This window comes from Mucilaginibacter metallidurans, assembly GCF_003286435.2.
In the GTDB taxonomy this organism is placed as follows: domain Bacteria; phylum Bacteroidota; class Bacteroidia; order Sphingobacteriales; family Sphingobacteriaceae; genus Mucilaginibacter; species Mucilaginibacter gossypii.
The window spans coordinates 1,588,793-1,608,469 of sequence record NZ_CP043449.1 but is presented as its reverse complement, the minus strand read 5'-3'; the positions used below and the strand labels follow the sequence as shown (position 1 = coordinate 1,608,469).

The window sequence follows — 19,677 nt, the reverse complement described above, 5'->3', positions numbered from 1 at the left end:
AGCCAAAACTAAGTACATTTGCGCTTTGTTAACTTAATATAATGGCTAAAGTTTCTATCAACCTGGCAACAGGCTCATTGCAAAAAGAAGAGATCATTGTAGGCATCGATCTGGGTACCACTAACTCGCTGGTAGCATTCATCAACCCTGATAAAAACCCGCAGGTAATTAATGATGCAGGCAAAGGTGTATTGGTGCCCTCTGTAGTTCATTTTGGTGATGCAGGCGACGTGCTGGTAGGTAACGAGGCAAAAGAGTTCCTGATAACCGATCCGCAAAACACCATATTTTCGGTTAAACGTTTGCTGGGCCGCAGTTACCACGATATTGAAAACTACAAAGACTTTTTTAGCTATAAAGTAATTGATGATGATACCGAAAGCCTGGTAAAGATCAAGGTAGGTGATAAATTTTACACCCCTATTGAGCTATCGGCCCAGATATTGAAAGAACTTAAGGCCCGTGCCGAGCATGCCCTTAAAACCCCGGTTAACCGTGCTGTGATCACTGTTCCGGCATATTTTAATGATTCGCAGCGCCAGGCCACCCGTGATGCCGGTAAACTTGCAGGGCTTGATGTGCTACGGATAGTTAACGAACCTACTGCCGCAAGTTTGGCTTATGGGATAGGCCTCAACCCCGAAGAAACAAAAACCATAGCGGTTTATGATCTTGGCGGCGGCACCTTTGATGTGTCCATATTGCAAATACAAAACGGCATTTTTGAGGTACTATCTACCAATGGCGATACCTTTTTAGGCGGCGATGATTTTGACCGCATTATTGTTGATTACTGGATTGAGAAAAACCAGCTTAATAAAGCCGAAGTCCTTGCAAATACTGAGCTGGCCCAGCAATTACGCTTAAAAGCCGAAGAAGCAAAAAAAGCCTTCGCCCACCAAAGCCTGGTTAATGATAAAATAGGCGATATCTGGTGTACGCTTGACCGCATCACTTTTGAGCAGCTAATACTGCCCAAAGTACAGCAAACCATCACCAGTTGCCAAAACGCACTTAAGGATGCTAAACTAACTATCGATCAGATTGATGAAGTGGTTATGGTTGGCGGCTCAACCCGCACGGCATTGGTTAAACGTATGGTTGCTGAGTTTTTTGGTCGCCCGGTGCATGATGATGTGAACCCTGATGAAGTAGTTGCCTTGGGCGCCGCCATACAGGCCGATATTTTAGCAGGAAACCGTAAAGATATTTTACTATTAGATGTTACCCCCCTATCCTTAGGCATTGAAACCATGGGCGGCCTGATGGATGTGATCATCCCCCGAAATTCTAAAGTGCCAACCAAAGGCGGCAGGCAATACACTACATCGATAGACGGACAGGTAAACATGAAAATTGCCGTTTACCAGGGTGAGCGCGACCTGATCAAAGAAAACCGTAAACTGGCCGAATTTGATTTAAAAGGCATCCCTTCCATGCCTGCAGGTTTCCCTAAAGTTGATATTAACTTTTTGTTGAATGCCGATGGGATCCTAACCATACAGGCCATCGAGCTACGTTCGGGCGTAAAGCAGGAGGTTGAAGTAAAACCAACCTATGGCATTACCGACGAACAGGTAGAACAAATGCTGATGGACAGCATTACCCACGCTAAAGACGATGTAAGCCAGCGTATGCTTATTGAAGCACGTACCGAAGGAGAGCAAATGGTATATACCGTTGAACGCTTCCTTCAAAAAAATGCCGATTATGTTTCTATTACAGAAATTGCCGATACTACCAAACTTGTTCAGAAATTAAAAGAAGCCCTGACCAGCGGTGATAAAGACCTGATATTGAAAACCATTGACGAACTAAATGAGTTTACCAGGCCATTTGCCGAACGTTTGATGGATCAGGCTATAAGCACAGCTATGAGAGGCAAGAGTATAGAATAGGCATAGAAATTGCTGATCAACCCCAAAATCTTAAAATTTGAAAAGGACAATTTCTGCTTTAGCCCTGTTTATTTTTATTGCCGTTGCTAATACGGCCTGTTCTACAACCCGCAAACATTTCCGCGATACTTCGGCAAGGCCATCCATGCTGGATACTTTACAGTACGATTCGCTGATGAAAAAGCTGGCCAACGGCGATAAAAGTGGTCGCTGGCCGGTAAAAACCAAAGAATATCCGCTCCCTGGAGCTATTTTACCATTTAACCGCATTGTAGCGTTTTATGGTAACCTCTATTCAAAAAACATGGGCGTGCTGGGCCAATACCCACGCAAAACCATGCTCAATAAATTAAAGGAAGAGGTTAAAAACTGGGAAAAGGCAGATACAGCTACCAACGTGGTACCGGCCTTACACTATATCTGCGTAACGGCCCAGGCCGATGCCGGGCGTAACGGTTTGCATAATCTGCGGATGCCTTTTAGCCAGATAGATACCGTGATCAGTTGGGCAAAAAGCATCAATGCGCTTGTGTTTTTAGATATCCAGGTTGGCTTCAGTACTGTACAAACCGAATTGCCTTTATTGGAGAAATATATGAAGATGCCAAACGTTCATTTAGGTATCGACCCGGAATTTTCCATGAAAGAAGGTAGTGTGCCCGGCAAACGTATAGGCACCTTTGACGCCGATGATATTAACTACGTAACCGGCTATTTGGCCAAGTTGGCAAAAAAGAATGACCTCCCACCTAAAATATTTGTTGTACACCGCTTTACCAAACGCATGGTAACCAACTACAAGGATATTAAATTACGTCCCGAAGTACAGGTAGTTATGGATATGGACGGTTGGGGCGGCCCGGAACTAAAAAAGGGAACTTATAAATATTTCATTTCCGAAGAACCCGTTCAATTTACCGGCTTTAAGCTTTTTTATAAAAACGACTTAAAGAACGAACCACACAGGATGCTGACGCCTAAAGAAATATTGAGCTTAAAGCCCGCTCCTATTTATATTCAGTATCAATAATGATAAACTTATATTTACTACATTGGTATAATGAAAGATGAGATAGAGGAAATGGATTATAATGAGCAATTAGACCTTGCCGACGAAGATATTGCGATGGGAGATTTTGTCAAACACGAAGAGGTTGAAAATCTGTTTCAAATGAGAAGAGAAAATCGTTGACTTGAATTTTGAAAGGAAAAAAGAAAATCCCGGGAACGGGGATTTTCTTTTTATAACTTATTTTCCTAATGCTTCCTGCTCTTTCAGGGCGGCTATATTATTGCTATTGCTAAAGTTTTCAGTCTGATTAGCAAAATCCTCAAGGATAGCTGCAATAGTATCCAGGTTTTCGGATACGCGCTGGTGCATATCGGGCAGATCTTTTTCAAGGCGTTTATCACCAAGTTCGATATTATCAACTTCTATTTTAGTTAACTTAGCAATAATAGCCTGCTGGCTGTTTTTCAAGTCTTCCAGTTCATGGACAATTTTTTCCATCAGTCCAAATTTCTTTAACTTATCCATAATGTGTGGTTTTAAGTATCACTTTACATTTTAACCACACCAATAAAAAATTGTTTCAGATTTGGAATTAACACCTATAACTAATAACTTAGTTTAACTAAATACTTAGTTATGAAAAACCTATTTATAACCCTAATCCTTACCTTATCAGTATTGCAACTACACGCTCAGCAAACCGTTAATGATTCGCTACTGCTTGATTATTATCAAAACCAGCGTTTTGCCGATGCAGCAGATTACCTCAAAAAAATATATCCCGAGCCTGTTACCGACATAAAAGTATTGGCTAAACTGGCCTATACTTCCAAAATGGCCTCCCGCCTGCCCGATGCTGAAAACTATTATCAACGTATTTACGCTACTGATACCACCAACCTAACTAACTTGTATAACATGAGTGAGATCATTAAAAGGCGCGGTAATAATAAAAAAGCGATCGTGTTTGTAAAGAAGATCCTGTTGAAAGATACCACCAACTTTGATGTGTATAAGCAACTGGCAGACCTGTCGCAAAATTTAGGCGATATAGAGGGGAGCATCGTATATCTGCAAAAAGCCAATAAGATCAATCCACTTAACCCTGATGTGGCGTATGACCTTTCGTCTTTTTATATCAGCATTAAGCTATATGGCAATGCCGAAAATATAATTGACAAAGCTTTAGCTGCCGATACAGCAAACCTGCTGCTGCTGAAGGGGAAAGCCCAGACTTCGTATGCATTAAAAAAATATCCGGTAACTATTGCTATTACTAAAAAACTGATGGATGCGGGCGAGCAGGCCGGCAGCATTGTATCCATGCTGGCCACTTCTTATTACATGACCGGCAACTATCCGGATTGTATTAAAACTTTCAAAACATTGGAGGACGGCAATACCGGCACCGAAGCTTCATATTATTATACGGCCATGAGCTACAAAGCCCTGCACAATAACTCAAAAGCGATAACTTACCTGGATAAGGCCATTGAAGAGGGCATATCTACAGGGGTGAGCTCCTATTACAGTGAAAAAGGTGATTCATACGACAGGCTACACCAGCTTAGAAATGCAGTTCAAGCTTACCAGAAAAGCTTGCTTTATAAACCGGACCCTATTACCTATTATGCCCTTGCAACCCTGTATGATACCGAACTGAAGAATAAGGCAACAGCTATTAAGTACTATAAAAAGTACCTGGCAAGCAAGCCAAAAGAGTCACAAAAAACTTATATAGCGTACTCCAGGGAGCGCATTAAATCATTAGGGATTTAGCGATGCATTAAGCGGGCAACGTATTTGCCTATGATATCGAACTCAAGGTTAACCTGGCTGCCAACTTGCACATTGTGCAGGTTGGTATGCTCAAATGTATACGGAATAATAGCTACAGAAAAACTATTGGCATGCGAATTAACCACGGTTAGGCTGATACCATTTACACAGATAGATCCTTTTTCTACGGTTACATTGCCGCTTGCTGCATCATATTCAAAGGTATATTCCCAACTGCCGTCAAGTTCTTTAAACGCGGTGCAAACAGCCACCTGGTCAACATGGCCCTGCACAATGTGGCCATCGAGCCGGGCATTCATTTGCATGCAGCGTTCCAGGTTTACCGGGTCGCCGACTTTGAGCTGGGAAAGATTGGTTTTATTTAAGGTTTCCTCAATCGCGGTTACCACGTGCAAGCCATCGGCTAAAGCCACCACAGTAAGGCATACACCATTGTGCGCTACCGATTGATCGATCTTGAGCTCATGCGATATAGCCGATTCTACTGTAATATTAAGGTTGCCTTTTTCCTGCTGCAGATCGGTGATCTTCCCTAAAGTTTCTATGATTCCTGTAAACATATGCTTCCCGGCCCGTTGAAAGGGGCTATTTTGATTGGCTCAAAGCTAAAATATTTTACACTATGGTTTGTCAGCAGTAAATGAAATTATTTGAAACTTGAGAACAGGTCTTTACGCTTACTGCGCAGATCTTTGCCACCCTCCAATACCGATTTCAGATTGGCCAAATAAAATGTCCAGCCAAGTTGGCATTGCACATAAAGGTTTTTTTCGGGGTCTGCTTCTTCGGGGATGTTTTCCTGCACCAGTTCAACAATAACAACGCCCAGTTTAGCAGTGATAGATACACTCACTATACTGCCGCCTGTAAAAGTAAATTTTATGAAATCGGCACCGTTGGCTTCCAGCACTTGTCCGTTTTCAGAAATGGTATCATCAAACCCATGCCAATGCCAGGTATAAGTATCCTCTTTTTTTATAAACTCCTGCGGTTCGCGCTGACGGCCTGCTATGGCAAAAAAATCGGCCTTACGCAAAAACCAGGTTTCCAGGCCTTCGGGAGTAGCCCAGGCTTCATACATACTGCGTACGTCCGTATCAACATCAGCAGTTACTTTAAATTTGCTCCATCTATTGTCTGCCATAATAATTGTATATCGGTTTGGGGCGTTTGTATCAAAAATAACAATTATAATTAAGGCTTTCATTAACTTGCCTTTAAATCTTAAACATGCCAAAGCAAAGCGCAGGGATCTTATTGTACCGAAAGGCAGCTCATGGTTTGCAGGTATTTCTTGTACATCCGGGCGGACCGTTCTTTAAAAATAAGGATGAGGGCTCATGGTCGGTACCCAAGGGTGAATATCCTCCCGATGAAGATCCCCTTATGGCAGCAAAACGTGAATTTCAGGAAGAAACCGGGCATGAGATAACCGGAAATTTTATAGCGCTGAACCCTATCAAACAAAAAGGAGGTAAAACGGTACTGGCCTGGGCTGTTGAGGGTAGTATTGATCCTGAGGAAATCAAAAGCAATACATTTGAAATAGAATGGCCGCCACGCTCAGGCAAAAAACAAACTTTTGATGAAATTGATCGTGCCGAATGGTTTGATATGGCGACAGCAAAAATAAAGATCAACCCTGCTCAGGCAGCTTTGATAGATGAACTGGCCGCGATCACCAATTATTAAATCTGCTTCCTGTTCTTGATCCAGTTGCTTGAGTTAGCCCCTGCCACCGGGGCTGCAATTGAAACCCTTTTTTTGCTCAAGATCTGTTCCATTACTATTGCTGCTACTATAGCTTCATCCTCGCGACTTTCGCGCAGCACCTCGGGCGAAAAATATTTTTTTACAAAATGGGTATCAAAATTACCAGAGGTAAAAGCTTCGTGCTGCATTACAAAACGGCCGAAACCGAGGGTGGTAGTAATACCGGTGATTTGATATTCATCTATAGCCCTTATCATCCGCTCAATAGCTTCAGCACGGGTATCCGCAAAGGTTATGAGCTTGGCTATCATCGGGTCGTAATAAATGGGAATCTCCATGCCTTGCTCAAACCCATCGTCAACCCGTACGCCAGGCCCTTTTGGGGTTATATAGGTTTGCAGCGTGCCGATATCCGGTAAAAAATTATTGGCCGGATCTTCGGCATAAACACGCAGTTCAATGGCATGACCCTGAATCTTCAGATCTTCCTGTTTAAAACTGATAGCCTCGCCCCTTGCAATTTTAATTTGCTCCTTTACAAGGTCAATACCGGTTATCAGTTCCGTAACAGGGTGCTCAACCTGTAAACGGGTATTCATTTCCAGGAAATAAAAATTCAACCCTTCATCCATGATAAACTCAACCGTACCCGCTCCTGTATAATTTACAGACCGGGCTACATCAACCGCACAACGCCCCATCTTTTCCCTGATTTCAGGCGTTAATATTGCCGATGGAGCCTCTTCAACTACTTTTTGATGGCGGCGCTGTACCGAGCAGTCACGCTCAAACAGGTGCACGATATTACCATGCGTATCGCCAAGTACCTGGATCTCGATGTGTTTGGGGGATGATACATAGCGCTCAATGAAAACAGAGCCGTCGCCAAAAGCTGAGGTAGCTTCAGATACAGCCAATTGCATCTGCTCTTCAAAGTCTGCCGGGCCTTCAACAATGCGCATCCCTTTACCCCCGCCGCCCGCGGCTGCTTTAATCAATATTGGAAAACCAACCTCAATAGCCCGTTTTTTAGCTTCGTTAACATCAGTAATGGCTTCCTCCGTTCCGGGTACCATCGGGATATTATATTTGAGTGCCGCAGCTTTGGCCGATAACTTGTTACCCATTACTTCCATGGCCTCGGGAGAAGGGCCAATAAGAATAAGTCCCGAATCCTTAACCAGCCTGGCAAAACCGGCATTTTCGCTCAAAAACCCATATCCCGGGTGGATACCTTCAGCCCCGGTTTGCTTACATGCAGCTATGATCTTTTCTCCAATAAGATAGGATTGACTGGATGGAGCTTCCCCGATATTTACAGCCTCATCGGCATAGCGCACGTGCAGGGCGTCCCGATCAGCATGTGAGTAAACTGCAACGGTTTTAATACCCATTTCGCGCGCCGAGCGCATAATTCGTAAAGCTATTTCTCCACGGTTGGCAACCAGTATTTTCTGCATAAAACAAATGTAATTGATTTACGCAAAAAGATACTATATACCCAATGCTTATAAAACGATTGAAATATTATTTGGGGGCCCACCTGTAGGTTTTACGGGAGCACTTATAACAGATATATTTTTTAAAGGGTAAACCCAACAATAAAAATTTGGCAAGGCTGCTCCGTTTGATACGGCTCAACCGGTTTTTGCAATTCCGGCAAAATAAATCGCTGGAATTTGTTGATATATTAGCTTGCTCCTGTGGCTTAATCCGAAACTCAGCAGTCATTTATTAATTATGATAATATTAAAGGTTACAATAATTAGTCCCCGGTTTCATAAATCAACATTGCAAATTTGATCATAAACCAACCAGCAATTCCTAAATAAAACCAACGAATCCTTATCGTGTATAAAGATCGTTACCAAGCATGAATTTTTTATGAACGCAGTTTGAAGCTATCTGTCAAAAAGGATAAATATTCAACTGTTAAATACCTAAACCTTAACCTAATTTTTACTTGCAGGTAAACGCAGCTGATAATAACCACTATAAAACAAAAATGCCCCTGGGATTACCAAAGGCAATTAATTATATTAATACACTTGTTAATTATGGCTTAGTTGGCGCAGGGCTGCCCGGAGCAGGACCAGCAGGCGGCGGACCAGGCTGACCACCCGGACCTTTTCCGTCAGGTACCATAACCTCAGGATGAGCTGTACCACGGTGACAGGTATTGCAGTTAACACCACTTTGCATAATCATGCCTAAAGAATCTTTTTTGGCATGAAAATACTTCTGGTTAATTTTGTTCATCATTTTATACATATCGCGCGCCATTGCTTTTTCGGGCTTGGCATCGCTTGCCCAATCCATCTTTTTAGTTTCTTCATTACGGGCATGGCAAAAGTTACAATGTACACCTAATGAATGCTCCCACTCTTCCATAACCTTGTGCAGGTTCTCGCCCGAAATGTTTTTAGGCAAAACTTTAAGGTTTTTAAAACCTTCGTCCTGCGGTTTATTGGTGGTCATAGCGCCAAACACTACTATGGATAGCAGACCGAGTGTAACTAATAATTTTTTGTTAACAGGCATAATTGTCATGTTTAAGTCATCTAAATTAAATCATTGGTTTTAATGTTGCAACATTTTTAAACAAATGATTGAATTATTCACGGTAACTTCATTATTACAGAAGCATGTTTCCCGATAGTTACCCTGGCCGGACTACGCATTGCTGCCGACATTGTTAAGAAACTAAGTATTTTACGAATAACTCAAGGTTCCTCCACGAGTTTAAGTTTGCTCACAAAATTGCTTGTCGTTTAAACAACAAGTCGTCGTGTGTTGCCCCTCTGGGGCAACGGGTATTCTATAACTTTACGAGCTACAAACCTTTTGCACCTTTGGTGCATCTGTTCTTGGGCAATTAATACATGTTTATTAATTGTAAAATCCCCAGAGGGGGAACAGGTTTGTAGAAATTGATTAAAGCAGAGAAAGGGAACACTAAATTACTTCTGCATCACCATTACACCGTTCATGAGCAGGGTACTGCCGCCATCGGCTACAATGTTATATACTCTTTGTACACCGCCCGCGTGTTCTGTTTTTTGCAATACGGTGAAAGTTTCATATTTGCCGGTTTGCTCGTTCAGGCAAAGTACTTCCTGCCCGGTTGCTACCGCTCCTATTTTAATGTTACCCTGTTTGGTTAACATAGGGTGATTAGGAGTTGCCTGTAACACTTTGCTATTCAGTTTTACCTGCCTGCCTTCGGCTGTGTTTTTTGTTTGGGCCGATACCAATACCAGTTGCGTTAAAGCATAGTTTTTGGCCTCATGTATGGTAAGCTCTTTTACCTTTACAGCGGTACTTTTTTTAGTCAACGGATCAATTGTTATTACCTCATCACCGCTTTTTACAGCTTTCAACATTTTTTTATCGCCATTGGCCATGGTAACCAATTCTTCGCCCGGGAAACAGATGTCATTGCCATAGGTAGCTGCTTCCTCCTTCAGATCCTTACCCGCGTTAAGTACCTTATATTGTTGAAAGCTGACTTCCTTCGACAGTACGTACGACAACTTCAGGATAAAGTTTTGCTCCACTTTGTTGATATTATCAATATCCTGAAAATATTGCTCCCAAACTTTAGCATCGGCAGTAAAGTCTGGCACGACGGCTTTGTAAAGCTTGCCTTTTTCGTTGGTATAAAACACCATGAGGCCTATTTCTTGCATACCTTCTTTGGCAACCAGTTTATACAGGTCGATACGTTTTTTCAAGCCGTCGGCCCCGGTTATAAAATAAGGTTTACGGCTTTCGTACCGGTCAAGCACATAGGTATTTTCAAATTTAACGTAGGTGTTATTATCCAAATTAGCAATGGTGAATGACTGTGCTTTTTTATACTCATCCATAGTAAGCGGACGAGGGTTTACAGTTTGCGCCTGGGCAAAATACAATGAAGAGCTTAGTAATAGTGTTAATGTTAATTTACGCACTTTGTTTTAGAGATTAGAGGTTGGAGATTAGTGATTAGGTAATGGTCAGAAATTGAAAGTTAGGGTTATTTGTATAAAACTATTGAAACCTAACCTCCAATCTCTAACCTCCAATCACTTAAGATAACTGTTTAAACGCATCGGCAAAGGCTTCCATTTCGTCCATGCGGCCAATGCTTACGCGGCACCAGTCTTTGCCGTTAAATTGCCAGTTACGAATACCTACGCCGCGCTTCATCATTTCGCCGACAAATTTTTTTCCGTCCATTTTCAGCGGGAACATGACAAAGTTCGCCGATGAGGGGATGTATTCATATCCCTCTTTTTTAAGTACTGAGTACAGATACTCCTTAGAAGCATTTGTTTTTTCCAGGGTTTCTTTCAGAAATGCTTCTTCGCGATAACCCGCTATGGCGGCGGCGAGTGTAGTTGCGCTAATGCTCCAGGCCTGGGTAGTATATTTTTCAAATGTTTTGATGGTATCCGGCTGTGATATAATATACCCGAGCCTTAAGCCGGCAAAGCCATAAAGTTTTGAAAAGGTACGTGCAACTATCACATTATTACCCGCTTTAACAGAACTGATCATACTTGCAGCTTTCGGATCAGGCAGGTAATCTATATAAGCCTCATCGACAAAAACGGTTGTTTTTTTTGATACCCGCTCGCAAAAGGCCTTTAACTTTTCGGTATCAACCACGGTAGCGGTTGGGTTGTTGGGATTGCATATATAAACCAAACCGGTATTGTCATCAACCTTTGCTTCCATGGCGTCCAGGTCGAGTTTATAATCGGCGGTCAGGGGCACTTTTACCCACTTTCCCTCAAGCGCCTGGGCCCTGCCTGGCAGGTCATCATATGAAGGGTCGCCGGTGATTACGCTTTTACCACCTTTAGTAAAATGCATGGCAGCCGCAAGTAAAAGCGGGGTTGAACCTGCATCCATCAGTATATTATTTGAGTTTACGCCTTCGTATGCAGCAATTTTCCCATAAATCTGGGACAGCTGCATAAAAGGGTACTGATAACTTTTATCAATAGCATCCTGAATGGCTTTTTTAACTGTAGCCGATGGACCAAACGGATTCTCGTTAGCAAGGAGCCTTGCTTTTAATTCAAAGCCTGCGTTAGTAATAGCTTCCTGATCGGTTAGGCCGCGGGTTAATGGCTTAAATACACGGGCCGGCATGGCTGCCAGCTTACCAATTGTTCCTGAAAAAAGGGCCAGTCCCCCGGCCATAAATGCGCTGGATTTAATCCAGTTTCTGCGGTTAATTGTACTTGACATGGTGGTGGTATTTAATGTTTTTTAACGTCGTTCTATTTTTGAGCCGGATATTGGGTACGCTGACCTGTAGCCCTTGCATGTACAGCGGCAACCGTGCTCCTGGCCGATTCAAAAGCACCGGCCATCCAGGCATTCAGGTATGTCAAATGCTCACCTGCAAAATATACCTGCTTATCGGGCTTTAACAGTACCGGGTATTGTGTTTTGCGGGTTTCTGTGGTATACACCGCCCATCCGCCTAAATTATATTTGGTTTTATGCCAGCTTACCGAAAACGAATTTTCAAACTCCTTGTCATATTGCGGGTGGATCAGCCTGCCTTTTTCCAGCGCGAACTTCTCCCTTTCGGCGTAGCCTAAAGCGCCGATCTTTTGCGCTTTTTCGTTAAAGTTATAATATCCAATCAAGATACCCTTTTTTCCCAAATAATCATAACTCGGGTAAAAAATCTGCGTTAAATCATTGTTAGTGTGCGTTATACCACCATATATATGCTCATCCTCTTCCCAAAACCTGCGCTTAAACTGCAGGCCTATCTTCCCGGTTTGGTTATAGCTGATATAGTCAATAGCCCGGCTAACATCGCCGCTGAAATTATTGCTGATATTGCTTAGCACGGGTAACGGAATGGCGCAGATACACAGGTCGCCATTTAAGATATGCTCCCCTGTAGCGTCTTTATAAGTTATCTTAACGCCATCAGGCACACTATTAATGGCAGTAACCTCCGCTCCCATTTTTATGGATGGCGCCACCTTCTTCTCCAGCGCTTTAGCTATCTGATCCATACCACCCACGGCCTGAAACATGGTCATCTGCAGTTCATAGGTATATTCTGCTACATTATAAAAATCAGGATCCATTAAGCCTGAATGCAGCAGATCGGCCAGCTTATGCGGATCAGCAACTTTACCGGGCTTGTCGCCGGCTCCCGGCGTTTCGGCATAACCCCGGCGTGCGGATGCCTTGTACAATTTATCAATATCCAACCCGCCTTCGGCCTGCAGGTATTCGATGATCTTTTCGCCATCCTCTTTGGTAAAATTACTATCGAGACTGCCGTGGTCAATGCTTTTAGCAAGCATCTCGGTCATGTATCCACGGATATCATTATGCACCTCCCTAACCTTTATCTTTTTGTTGGACAAAGGCCCTTTACCTTCGGCAAAATAATAAGCGCCCTCGTTTACATTGTTATAAACCTGGATGGGTACACCCAGCTCTTTACAGTAATGCAGCGTAAGCTCATGATTATGGGGAATGCGCGATGGGCCGGCATTAAAATATTGGCCGGCATCAAAACGGGCTGTAGCCGCAGGCTTATCAATTTCGGTATTGGTACTGCCATTGCGGATACTGAAACAACGACCGCCGGTGCGTTGCTGTGCCTCCAAAATGGTACATTGATAGCCGAGCTTGCCGAGTTCATAGGCACAGGTCATACCGGCCAAACCAGCTCCTAAAATAATAATGTGTTTGCCTTTGCCGCTGCCTTCCAGGTTAAAGGCATGTGCGGGCGACGGTTTCAATAAGCCAAGGGCAAGCATAGCGGGATAGGCTCCGCCAGCCAGCATAGCACCTTTACTTAAAAAGTCTCTGCGGGTAATAGTTTTCAATAAGCGCGTATTTATGTTTTACAATCAACTCAGGCCTAAATATAGTTTTTTGTTTGCGTTTATATTAATTTAAGATCAACTTTTGTTGTGGTTATTATGAAATTAACAGGGTTGTTTTAGTACTTGATAAGTTAAAGTTAAGATTCTGTTAGAATCAGAATTTACAGAATTATAAAATTTTCCGAATTAGAAATTTTCATGGAAGTAACATTCTGTTAATTCTAAAATTTTGTAAATTCTGATTCAGACAATCCTCCTAACCTCTCATCTCAAACCACTAACCTCTCCAACCAAACGTTAAATTCTGTTAAAAAGTAAAAATAAATTTGCTTTGCTACGAATAGTTCGTAGATTTACGAAACAATCGTAAATACAATGGAAAAACTATCGCAACAAGAGGAAGAAGCTATGCAGGCAGTGTGGCAATCGGGCCCCGGGTTTATCAAGGATTTTTTAGATCAACTGGCCGAACCTAAGCCACCCTACACCACCCTTGCCTCAACCATAAAAAACCTGGAACGCAAAGGATTTTTGAAAAGCGAAAAATTAGGCAACTCGTTCCGTTACCTGCCCCTGATACAAGAAGAGGAATATAAAAAGCGCTTTATGAGCGGTTTTGTAAGCGACTATTTTCAAAACTCCTATAAAGACCTGGTGACGTTTTTCGCCAACGAAAAAAAGATCAGCGCTACCGACCTGAAAGAGATCATTAAACTCATTGAAAAACAATAAACCTTACAACCATGCCGGCAACATTTGTTTTTTTACTGAAAGTGAACATAGCCCTGCTATTGTTTTGCGCGGGCTATTACCTGGTGCTAAGGCCCCTCACCTTTTATACACTTAACCGCATCTATTTACTTGCGGCCATCCTGTTTGCCAGTATTTACCCGCAAATCAATTTTTCGGCCTTTGTGCAGCGGCACGAAGAACTGGCTAAACCTATGGAGCAAATAGCCCTTAACTGGCAGTTGCCCGCGCAATTGGTGAGCCAGCCGGTTCAAACTTTTGATTACTGGTACTGGCTGGGCATTATTTTCTGGACAGGTGCCGGTTTGCTGCTCATCCGCCTGGCCTTACAGCTTTTATCACTGTTACGATTGTATAAAAACTCCAAGCCTCAATATATAGGCGACCATTTAGTTAGGATAATGGACAAAGACGCGGCTCCATTCTCATTTTGGCGAAGCATTTATGTAAATCCAGCCAAACACGAACCCGCCGATCTGAAATCGATCCTGCTGCATGAACAGGTGCACGTAAACCAGTGGCATACTGCCGATATTTTGTTAGCCGAGCTCAGCAGTATTTTTTACTGGTTTAACCCAGGCATCTGGCTTATTAAGCGGGCGGTAAGGGAAAACATTGAGTTTATTACCGACCGCAAGATCCTTAAAAACGGGATCGACAGTAAAACCTACCAATACAGTTTGGTTAATGTAAGCTTTAACAACAACCAACCCGGCATCGTTAATCATTTCAATATTTCAACTATAAAAAAACGGATAATCATGATGAACGCGAAAAGATCGTCGAAACTTAACCTCACCCGCTACGCCTTTGTAGTGCCGGCCGTTTTGGCCCTGTTACTGGTATTCAGCATATCAAAAGCTGATTTTGCCAAACCTGTGAGGATCACCCTTGCCGCCGCTGTACAGCCTTTGGCCAGGATCATTAACATTAATGCCGATGAAGGTCCATCCGCAAAACCGGTAAAAGCAGGTAAACCAATTCACAAAACACCTGCTGCAAAACCAATGGTTACACCCGAGCCTGCGGCTGCACCTCAGCCATTGCTAACGCCGTTGATAGCTATTACGCCAATGGCAACCAAACCAGACACCAATAAAGAGCTAAAGATATCTTTTGCATTCATTAAAAAAGATTCTCTGGTATTTGTGATAAATGGTGTGGTATCTACCGGCAAGACCCTCGATCCGACAAAAATCGAGAACATGTATATACTTACCGGTGCTAACGCCCGAAAGTTTGTAAAAATTGATGATGACAAACCTGTTAAAGTTGCTTATATAATAACTAAGGACGCCCCAATAAGGACGAGCTCGAAAAAAATGTACCCAGCATTACTTTAAAAAAGGTTAGCACAAACCTAAGCGGCTATACTGTGCTAAATGACAACGACGATATTAACGTAATGGCTGTTGCCCCGGCTAACAAAAGTGTTGGTAAAACTTACACCAACCTAAAAACTTACATCTCAAAAAACACGGCCAGTACATCAACCGGATCCGGCAGTAGCAGCAGTACGGTAACCATTAACGGGGTAAAAGCCAAACCAGCCACTCTTTCATACAGCATCAGATCTGACGATGATGCCATAGTAGCTGAAGGCGGTGATGTAGTTGTTACCGGTTATGGTAAAAAAGCAAACGTTAAGGCAGTAAAGGTTAACGGAATGAACATCGTGACCGACGGTAAGAAAGATCCGTTGGTAATCATCGATGGAAAAACCAGTACATTGGATGCTTTTAAAAAAATGGATATAAATACGATAGATAGTATAGCAGTAATGAAAAGCGACGAGGGCACAAAAAAATATGGCGATAAAGCTAAAAATGGTGTAGTAATGATCAGTACCCGTAAAAAATAATTGGTTGATTGGAGCCTGGGTTTTACGGAGTTCAGTTAATAGTTAAACCGTTCTTTATACCGCTCTAAAATCAACCGGGTAAACATACTTAACCAGCTAACTGGCCTCGGCCAGTTTTTCCGTTTCCAGCAGGTTGAGCAAGGCTTTTTCGGCAATATTAAGTTCGGCGGCTTTTACATCTTCGCGTTCATCAAGCTGGCTGATATACTTAAAAATTGTTCCCTCTTCATAACTTTTAATAACCGATGGGTGCACGTAGTACTTTTTACAAACAGTACGCGTGTTCCCAAGGTTAATGGCTACCTCATCCAAAACGCTTACTATCTTCTTTTTACATTCTGTTATATTGTTAAACTCACCGGCTTCTTTAAACGCGTATAGCGCACTCACACTTCCCGCCCAGGTACGGAAGTCTTTGGCTGTAAAATCCTCGCCGGTTATTTCGTGCAGGTAATTATTGATATCGCCTGAACCAACACTGCAACGGGTTCCATCCTCATTATAGTACTGAAAAAGTTCTTTCCCGGGGATATCCCTGCATTGCTTTACCAAACGGGCCAGCTTACGGCTTTGCAGCGACACTTTATGAAACACGCCTTTTTTGCCCTTAAATTCAAAGCGCAGGTTAGAGCCTTCAACCTTAACATGCCTGTTTTGCAAAGTTGTTAAACCAAATGAGCCATATAACTTTTTGTACGATTCGTTCCCGACCCTGATACTTGTCAATTCCATTAACCTTACCACCAGTGCCACCACCTTTTCATGATCAAGGTTGCGCCTTGCCAGATCTTTATCCACTTGCTCACGAATTGCCGGTAAGTGCGCGGCGAAAGACTGCATGCGATGATATTTGGATTGATTGCGGATCTGGTTCCAATAGGTGTGGTAACGGTATTGTTTGCGCCCTGCGGCATCTGTACCGGTAAATTGCAGGTGACCGTTTTCATAAGGCGAGATCCAAACGTTGGTATAAGCCGGGGGGATCACCAGCTTATTGAACCTTGTTATCAGCTCTTTGTCTTTTACCAGATTACCATCCGCATCATAATAGCTCCAACCCTTGCCCGATTTTTTGCGGGTATAACCTGGTGATGAATCAGAAACATAACGCAGGCCGACTGCTTTTGCAGTGATCTTAGGATCGCGGCCAATTTTTTCGAGCTTTTTAAGGAGACGGTTCATGTTGAGATAACATGTCAAGGCAATATTAAGTTTTAATTAGGGATTTATCTTATGGAGATATTCACCGCAAGTTTACTTTCTTATGCTATTTAACAAGAGAGGGATGAGATGGCCATCCCTCTCTTGTTAAAACATGTCATTGCGAGGAGTAGCTGGGGCAGAGCTGCAGGACGACGTGGCAATCTCGTAGCCATGCAACCCGCCAGCAAATCCGCTCTATATAGCTACGAGATTGCCACGCTGTGCTCGCAATGACATATTTGTTTCCCCCATTACTTTAACACCGAAACCGCTTTATTAGCTTCACCAACACCCCAAACGGCGCCAGGCTTATCACCCATGGTGATCACCAATTCTCCACCCTGCATAACATCTGTGTGTTTGATATAAGTTTTGGTATAGTTGGCACCGTTAAGCGTCATGGCCTGGATGTATTTGTTTTTAGGGCCGTTATTCTTAACCACTACATGGAATTTCTTATTGCCTTGCAATTGTAGCGTAGCTTCATTTACCACCGGGCTACCAAATACATACAGACCGTTAGCCGGGTTAACCGGATAAAAACCGACTGCGGATAACACGTACCAGGCCGACATCTGGCCAACATCTTCGTTACCAATAATGCCATCTGGTTTATCAGTATAAAAATCGTCAAGGATGAACCTTACCTTTTCGGCTGTTTTCCATGGCTTGCCTGAGTAAGCATAGTAATAGCTCATAGGGTGGCTCGGCTCGTTACCATGGGCATACTGACCTATCAAACCAGATACATCCGGCGATTTAAATTTACCCATATCGCCTTGCGCAATAAACAATGAATCGAGCTTGGCATTGAATTTATCAACGCCCCCAAGCATATCAATTAAGCCTTCCACATCCTGCGGGACAAGGAAGGTATATTGCCAGCCGTTACCTTCAGTAAAGTCGCCGGTTTCATGGATAGAAATAAACGGGCTGTAAGGAGTGCGCCATACATCTTGTGACAAACGGCCGCGCATGAAGCCTGCTTTGGCGTCATAGTAGTTTTTGTAATAAGCACCACGCTTGCTGAAGTAAGCATAATCTTCAGTTTTACCCAGCTTTTTTGCTACCTGCGCCAGGCTCCAATCGTCAATAGCATATTCAAGCCCCATTGAAACCGATTCGCGGCTGCTATCGGCCGGGATATAGCCATATTTTTTTACATATTTAATACCGCGGTCATCGCCCATGGCAGTAGTTTTCATGGCTTCGTAAGCCAGATTAGCATCAAAGCCTTTATAACCTTTCAACAAAGCATCGGCAACAACAGGTACTGCGCTGTAACCTACCATACAATTGGTTTCGTTAGCCATTAAGTGCCAAACCGGCAAACTGCCCTGCTGCTGATAAATAGCCAGCATAGAGTTGATCATATCGTTCACATGCTCCGGGTGGATAATGGTTGACAGCGGATTGTTTGAACGATAAGTATCCCATAACGAAAATGTGGTTACATTATTGAAACCTTCGTTTTTGTGCACCTTTTTATCGGTTCCCCAGTATTCGCCATTTACATCGTTAAAAATAGAAGGCGCTATCATAGTGTGATAAAAAGCTGTATAAAACTTTTTCATTTGCGATAATGAATCAGCCTTGATCACAATTTTCTGGAATTGCTTATTCCAGGCTGCATCAGCATCAGCAACCACTTTATTGAAATCCCAGCCCGGATCTCTGCCTTAATATTAAGCATGGCATTTTCTGCGCTTACCGGCGAGATTCCCACTTTAGCGTAAACCGCTTCACCTTTGGTGGTAGTAAAACTGATCACGCCTTTTACCTTTTCCCCTTTTAGCTCAGTACCTTTAACGTTGGCCGTACTGTCATAAACCGCGAAAGTTTTAATGGGCTTTGAAAACACGGCAGTAAAGTAAATACGCTGATCATCTGCCCAGCCTTTGGAAAAGCGGTAGCCGCAAATGGTATTCTTGTCAACCTGTTTAATATAGGTTTCCATTGGCCTGTCCCAGCCTATGCCTTCCTGCAAATCAATCAGGATGTGAGCATCTTTTGACGCAGGAAACGTGTATTTATGCATACCAACACGGGTACTGGCGGTAAGCTCAACGCCTATATCGTATTTCTTAAGTTTTACTTTATAGTAGCCCGGTTTTACAACCTCGTCCTTATGGCTGAACAACGACACATAGCCACTTTTTAAATCTTTATTACTGCCTTTGTATACATTAATTGGCCCGGTTGTAGGCATAAAAGAAATATCACCCAGATCACCGATACCGGTGCCGCTCAAATGCGTGTGCTGGAAGCCGATGATGGTAGAATCAGAAATGTGATAGCCCGAACACCAGTCCCAGCCTTCGGATATATTGGTTGGGCCTAACTGCACCGCACCAAAGGGAACGCTTGCGCCCACAAAAACGTGACCGTGAAAACCGGTACCGATGTACGGATCGACATATTGCGTTAAACCGCCTGCCTTTTTCATAGGCCGCGATTGATGCCTTTGTGCCTGAGAGCTTAAATTAACAAGAGCCAGTAAACCGGCCAAAACGAGTTGTTTTTTCATTCTTTACTTAATGATAGTATTGAGGTTTATATTGCTGCCAATTAAACCCCAATACT

General features: G+C 43.0%; 19 protein-coding genes. 8 read left to right on the top strand and 11 right to left on the bottom strand.

What is annotated here, in order from left to right; translation table 11 throughout:
• The first annotated feature begins 41 nt into the window (after positions 1 to 41).
• Genes hscA through DIU38_RS34405 form a run of 3 tightly spaced genes read left to right on the top strand, consistent with a single transcriptional unit; the run spans position 42 to position 3,090 of the window.
• Positions 42 to 1,898: a Fe-S protein assembly chaperone HscA gene (gene hscA / locus DIU38_RS07115; RefSeq protein ID WP_112654324.1), complete on the top strand. Its 1,857-nt coding sequence runs from the start codon at positions 42 to 44 to the stop codon at positions 1,896 to 1,898.
• A gap of 37 nt (positions 1,899 to 1,935) precedes the next feature.
• A complete protein-coding gene (locus tag DIU38_RS07110) occupies positions 1,936 to 2,928 on the top strand; it encodes a hypothetical protein (RefSeq protein ID WP_112654325.1) in 993 nt (330 codons plus the stop codon).
• 30 nt (positions 2,929 to 2,958) lie between these two features.
• On the top strand, positions 2,959 to 3,090 hold the full coding sequence (locus tag DIU38_RS34405) for a hypothetical protein (protein ID WP_262714283.1): 132 nt from the start codon (positions 2,959 to 2,961) through the stop codon (positions 3,088 to 3,090).
• A gap of 57 nt (positions 3,091 to 3,147) precedes the next feature.
• Here DIU38_RS34405 and DIU38_RS07105 read toward each other — a convergent pair whose 3' ends face one another.
• On the bottom strand, positions 3,148 to 3,435 hold the full coding sequence (locus DIU38_RS07105) for a hypothetical protein (RefSeq protein WP_090527010.1): 288 nt from the start codon (positions 3,433 to 3,435) through the stop codon (positions 3,148 to 3,150).
• A 111-nt stretch (positions 3,436 to 3,546) separates the two neighbouring features.
• On the opposite strand from DIU38_RS07105, the gene DIU38_RS07100 reads away from it, so the two are divergent.
• On the top strand, positions 3,547 to 4,689 hold the full coding sequence (locus tag DIU38_RS07100; RefSeq protein WP_112654326.1) for a tetratricopeptide repeat protein: 1,143 nt from the start codon (positions 3,547 to 3,549) through the stop codon (positions 4,687 to 4,689).
• Here the strand turns inward: DIU38_RS07100 and DIU38_RS07095 are convergent.
• Positions 4,686 to 5,270, bottom strand: coding sequence for a riboflavin synthase (locus tag DIU38_RS07095; RefSeq protein WP_112654327.1), 585 nt, complete (start codon positions 5,268 to 5,270; stop codon positions 4,686 to 4,688). The two genes, DIU38_RS07100 and DIU38_RS07095, sit on opposite strands and share 4 nt — an antisense overlap.
• Before the next feature lie 86 nt (positions 5,271 to 5,356).
• A complete protein-coding gene (locus DIU38_RS07090; RefSeq protein WP_167516101.1) occupies positions 5,357 to 5,854 on the bottom strand; it encodes an SRPBCC family protein in 498 nt (165 codons plus the stop codon).
• Positions 5,855 to 5,940: 86 nt separating this feature from the next.
• Here DIU38_RS07090 and DIU38_RS07085 point away from each other — a divergent pair, with 86 nt between their 5' ends.
• On the top strand, positions 5,941 to 6,402 hold the full coding sequence (locus tag DIU38_RS07085) for an NUDIX domain-containing protein (protein ID WP_112654329.1): 462 nt from the start codon (positions 5,941 to 5,943) through the stop codon (positions 6,400 to 6,402).
• Here the strand turns inward: DIU38_RS07085 and accC are convergent.
• The 5 genes from accC to DIU38_RS07060 form a co-directional block, all read right to left on the bottom strand.
• Positions 6,399 to 7,883 (bottom strand): acetyl-CoA carboxylase biotin carboxylase subunit, encoded by a 1,485-nt coding sequence (gene accC / locus DIU38_RS07080; RefSeq protein WP_112654330.1) that lies wholly within the window; start codon positions 7,881 to 7,883, stop codon positions 6,399 to 6,401. The two genes, DIU38_RS07085 and accC, sit on opposite strands and share 4 nt — an antisense overlap.
• 595 nt (positions 7,884 to 8,478) lie before the next feature.
• Positions 8,479 to 8,964, bottom strand: a complete 486-nt coding sequence (locus DIU38_RS07075; protein WP_112654448.1) for a c-type cytochrome — start codon at positions 8,962 to 8,964, stop codon at positions 8,479 to 8,481.
• 419 nt (positions 8,965 to 9,383) lie between these two features.
• A complete protein-coding gene (locus DIU38_RS07070) occupies positions 9,384 to 10,376 on the bottom strand; it encodes a Hint domain-containing protein (protein WP_146750303.1) in 993 nt (330 codons plus the stop codon).
• 118 nt (positions 10,377 to 10,494) lie between these two features.
• Positions 10,495 to 11,664 carry a pyridoxal phosphate-dependent aminotransferase gene (locus DIU38_RS07065; protein WP_112654333.1) on the bottom strand — a complete coding sequence of 390 codons (1,170 nt, stop codon included), beginning with the start codon at positions 11,662 to 11,664 and terminating at the stop codon, positions 10,495 to 10,497.
• Between the two features lie 32 nt (positions 11,665 to 11,696).
• On the bottom strand, positions 11,697 to 13,280 hold the full coding sequence (locus DIU38_RS07060) for a flavin monoamine oxidase family protein (RefSeq protein WP_208057563.1): 1,584 nt from the start codon (positions 13,278 to 13,280) through the stop codon (positions 11,697 to 11,699).
• Positions 13,281 to 13,655: 375 nt separating this feature from the next.
• Here DIU38_RS07060 and DIU38_RS07055 point away from each other — a divergent pair, with 375 nt between their 5' ends.
• The 3 genes from DIU38_RS07055 to DIU38_RS07045 are packed head-to-tail and all read left to right on the top strand — an operon-like array spanning position 13,656 to position 15,891.
• Entirely contained in the window at positions 13,656 to 14,012 is a 357-nt protein-coding gene (locus tag DIU38_RS07055) for a BlaI/MecI/CopY family transcriptional regulator (protein ID WP_090526995.1), read from the top strand.
• An 11-nt stretch (positions 14,013 to 14,023) separates the two neighbouring features.
• Complete coding sequence (locus tag DIU38_RS07050) at positions 14,024 to 15,373, top strand: M56 family metallopeptidase (RefSeq protein ID WP_149354052.1); 1,350 nt, start codon at positions 14,024 to 14,026, stop codon at positions 15,371 to 15,373.
• 32 nt (positions 15,374 to 15,405) lie between these two features.
• Complete coding sequence (locus DIU38_RS07045) at positions 15,406 to 15,891, top strand: hypothetical protein (RefSeq protein WP_149354051.1); 486 nt, start codon at positions 15,406 to 15,408, stop codon at positions 15,889 to 15,891.
• Positions 15,892 to 15,987: 96 nt separating this feature from the next.
• Here the strand turns inward: DIU38_RS07045 and DIU38_RS07040 are convergent, their stop codons facing one another.
• The 3 genes from DIU38_RS07040 to DIU38_RS33835 form a co-directional block, all read right to left on the bottom strand.
• Positions 15,988 to 17,073 (bottom strand): DNA topoisomerase IB, encoded by a 1,086-nt coding sequence (locus tag DIU38_RS07040; protein WP_112654335.1) that lies wholly within the window; start codon positions 17,071 to 17,073, stop codon positions 15,988 to 15,990.
• A gap of 272 nt (positions 17,074 to 17,345) precedes the next feature.
• Entirely contained in the window at positions 17,346 to 18,743 is a 1,398-nt protein-coding gene (locus DIU38_RS33840) for a GH92 family glycosyl hydrolase (RefSeq protein ID WP_244311266.1), read from the bottom strand.
• Positions 18,692 to 19,621 carry a hypothetical protein gene (locus DIU38_RS33835; RefSeq protein WP_244311265.1) on the bottom strand — a complete coding sequence of 310 codons (930 nt, stop codon included), beginning with the start codon at positions 19,619 to 19,621 and terminating at the stop codon, positions 18,692 to 18,694. Before DIU38_RS33835 ends, DIU38_RS33840 begins: the two co-directional genes overlap by 52 nt.
• Positions 19,622 to 19,677 lie beyond the last annotated feature (56 nt).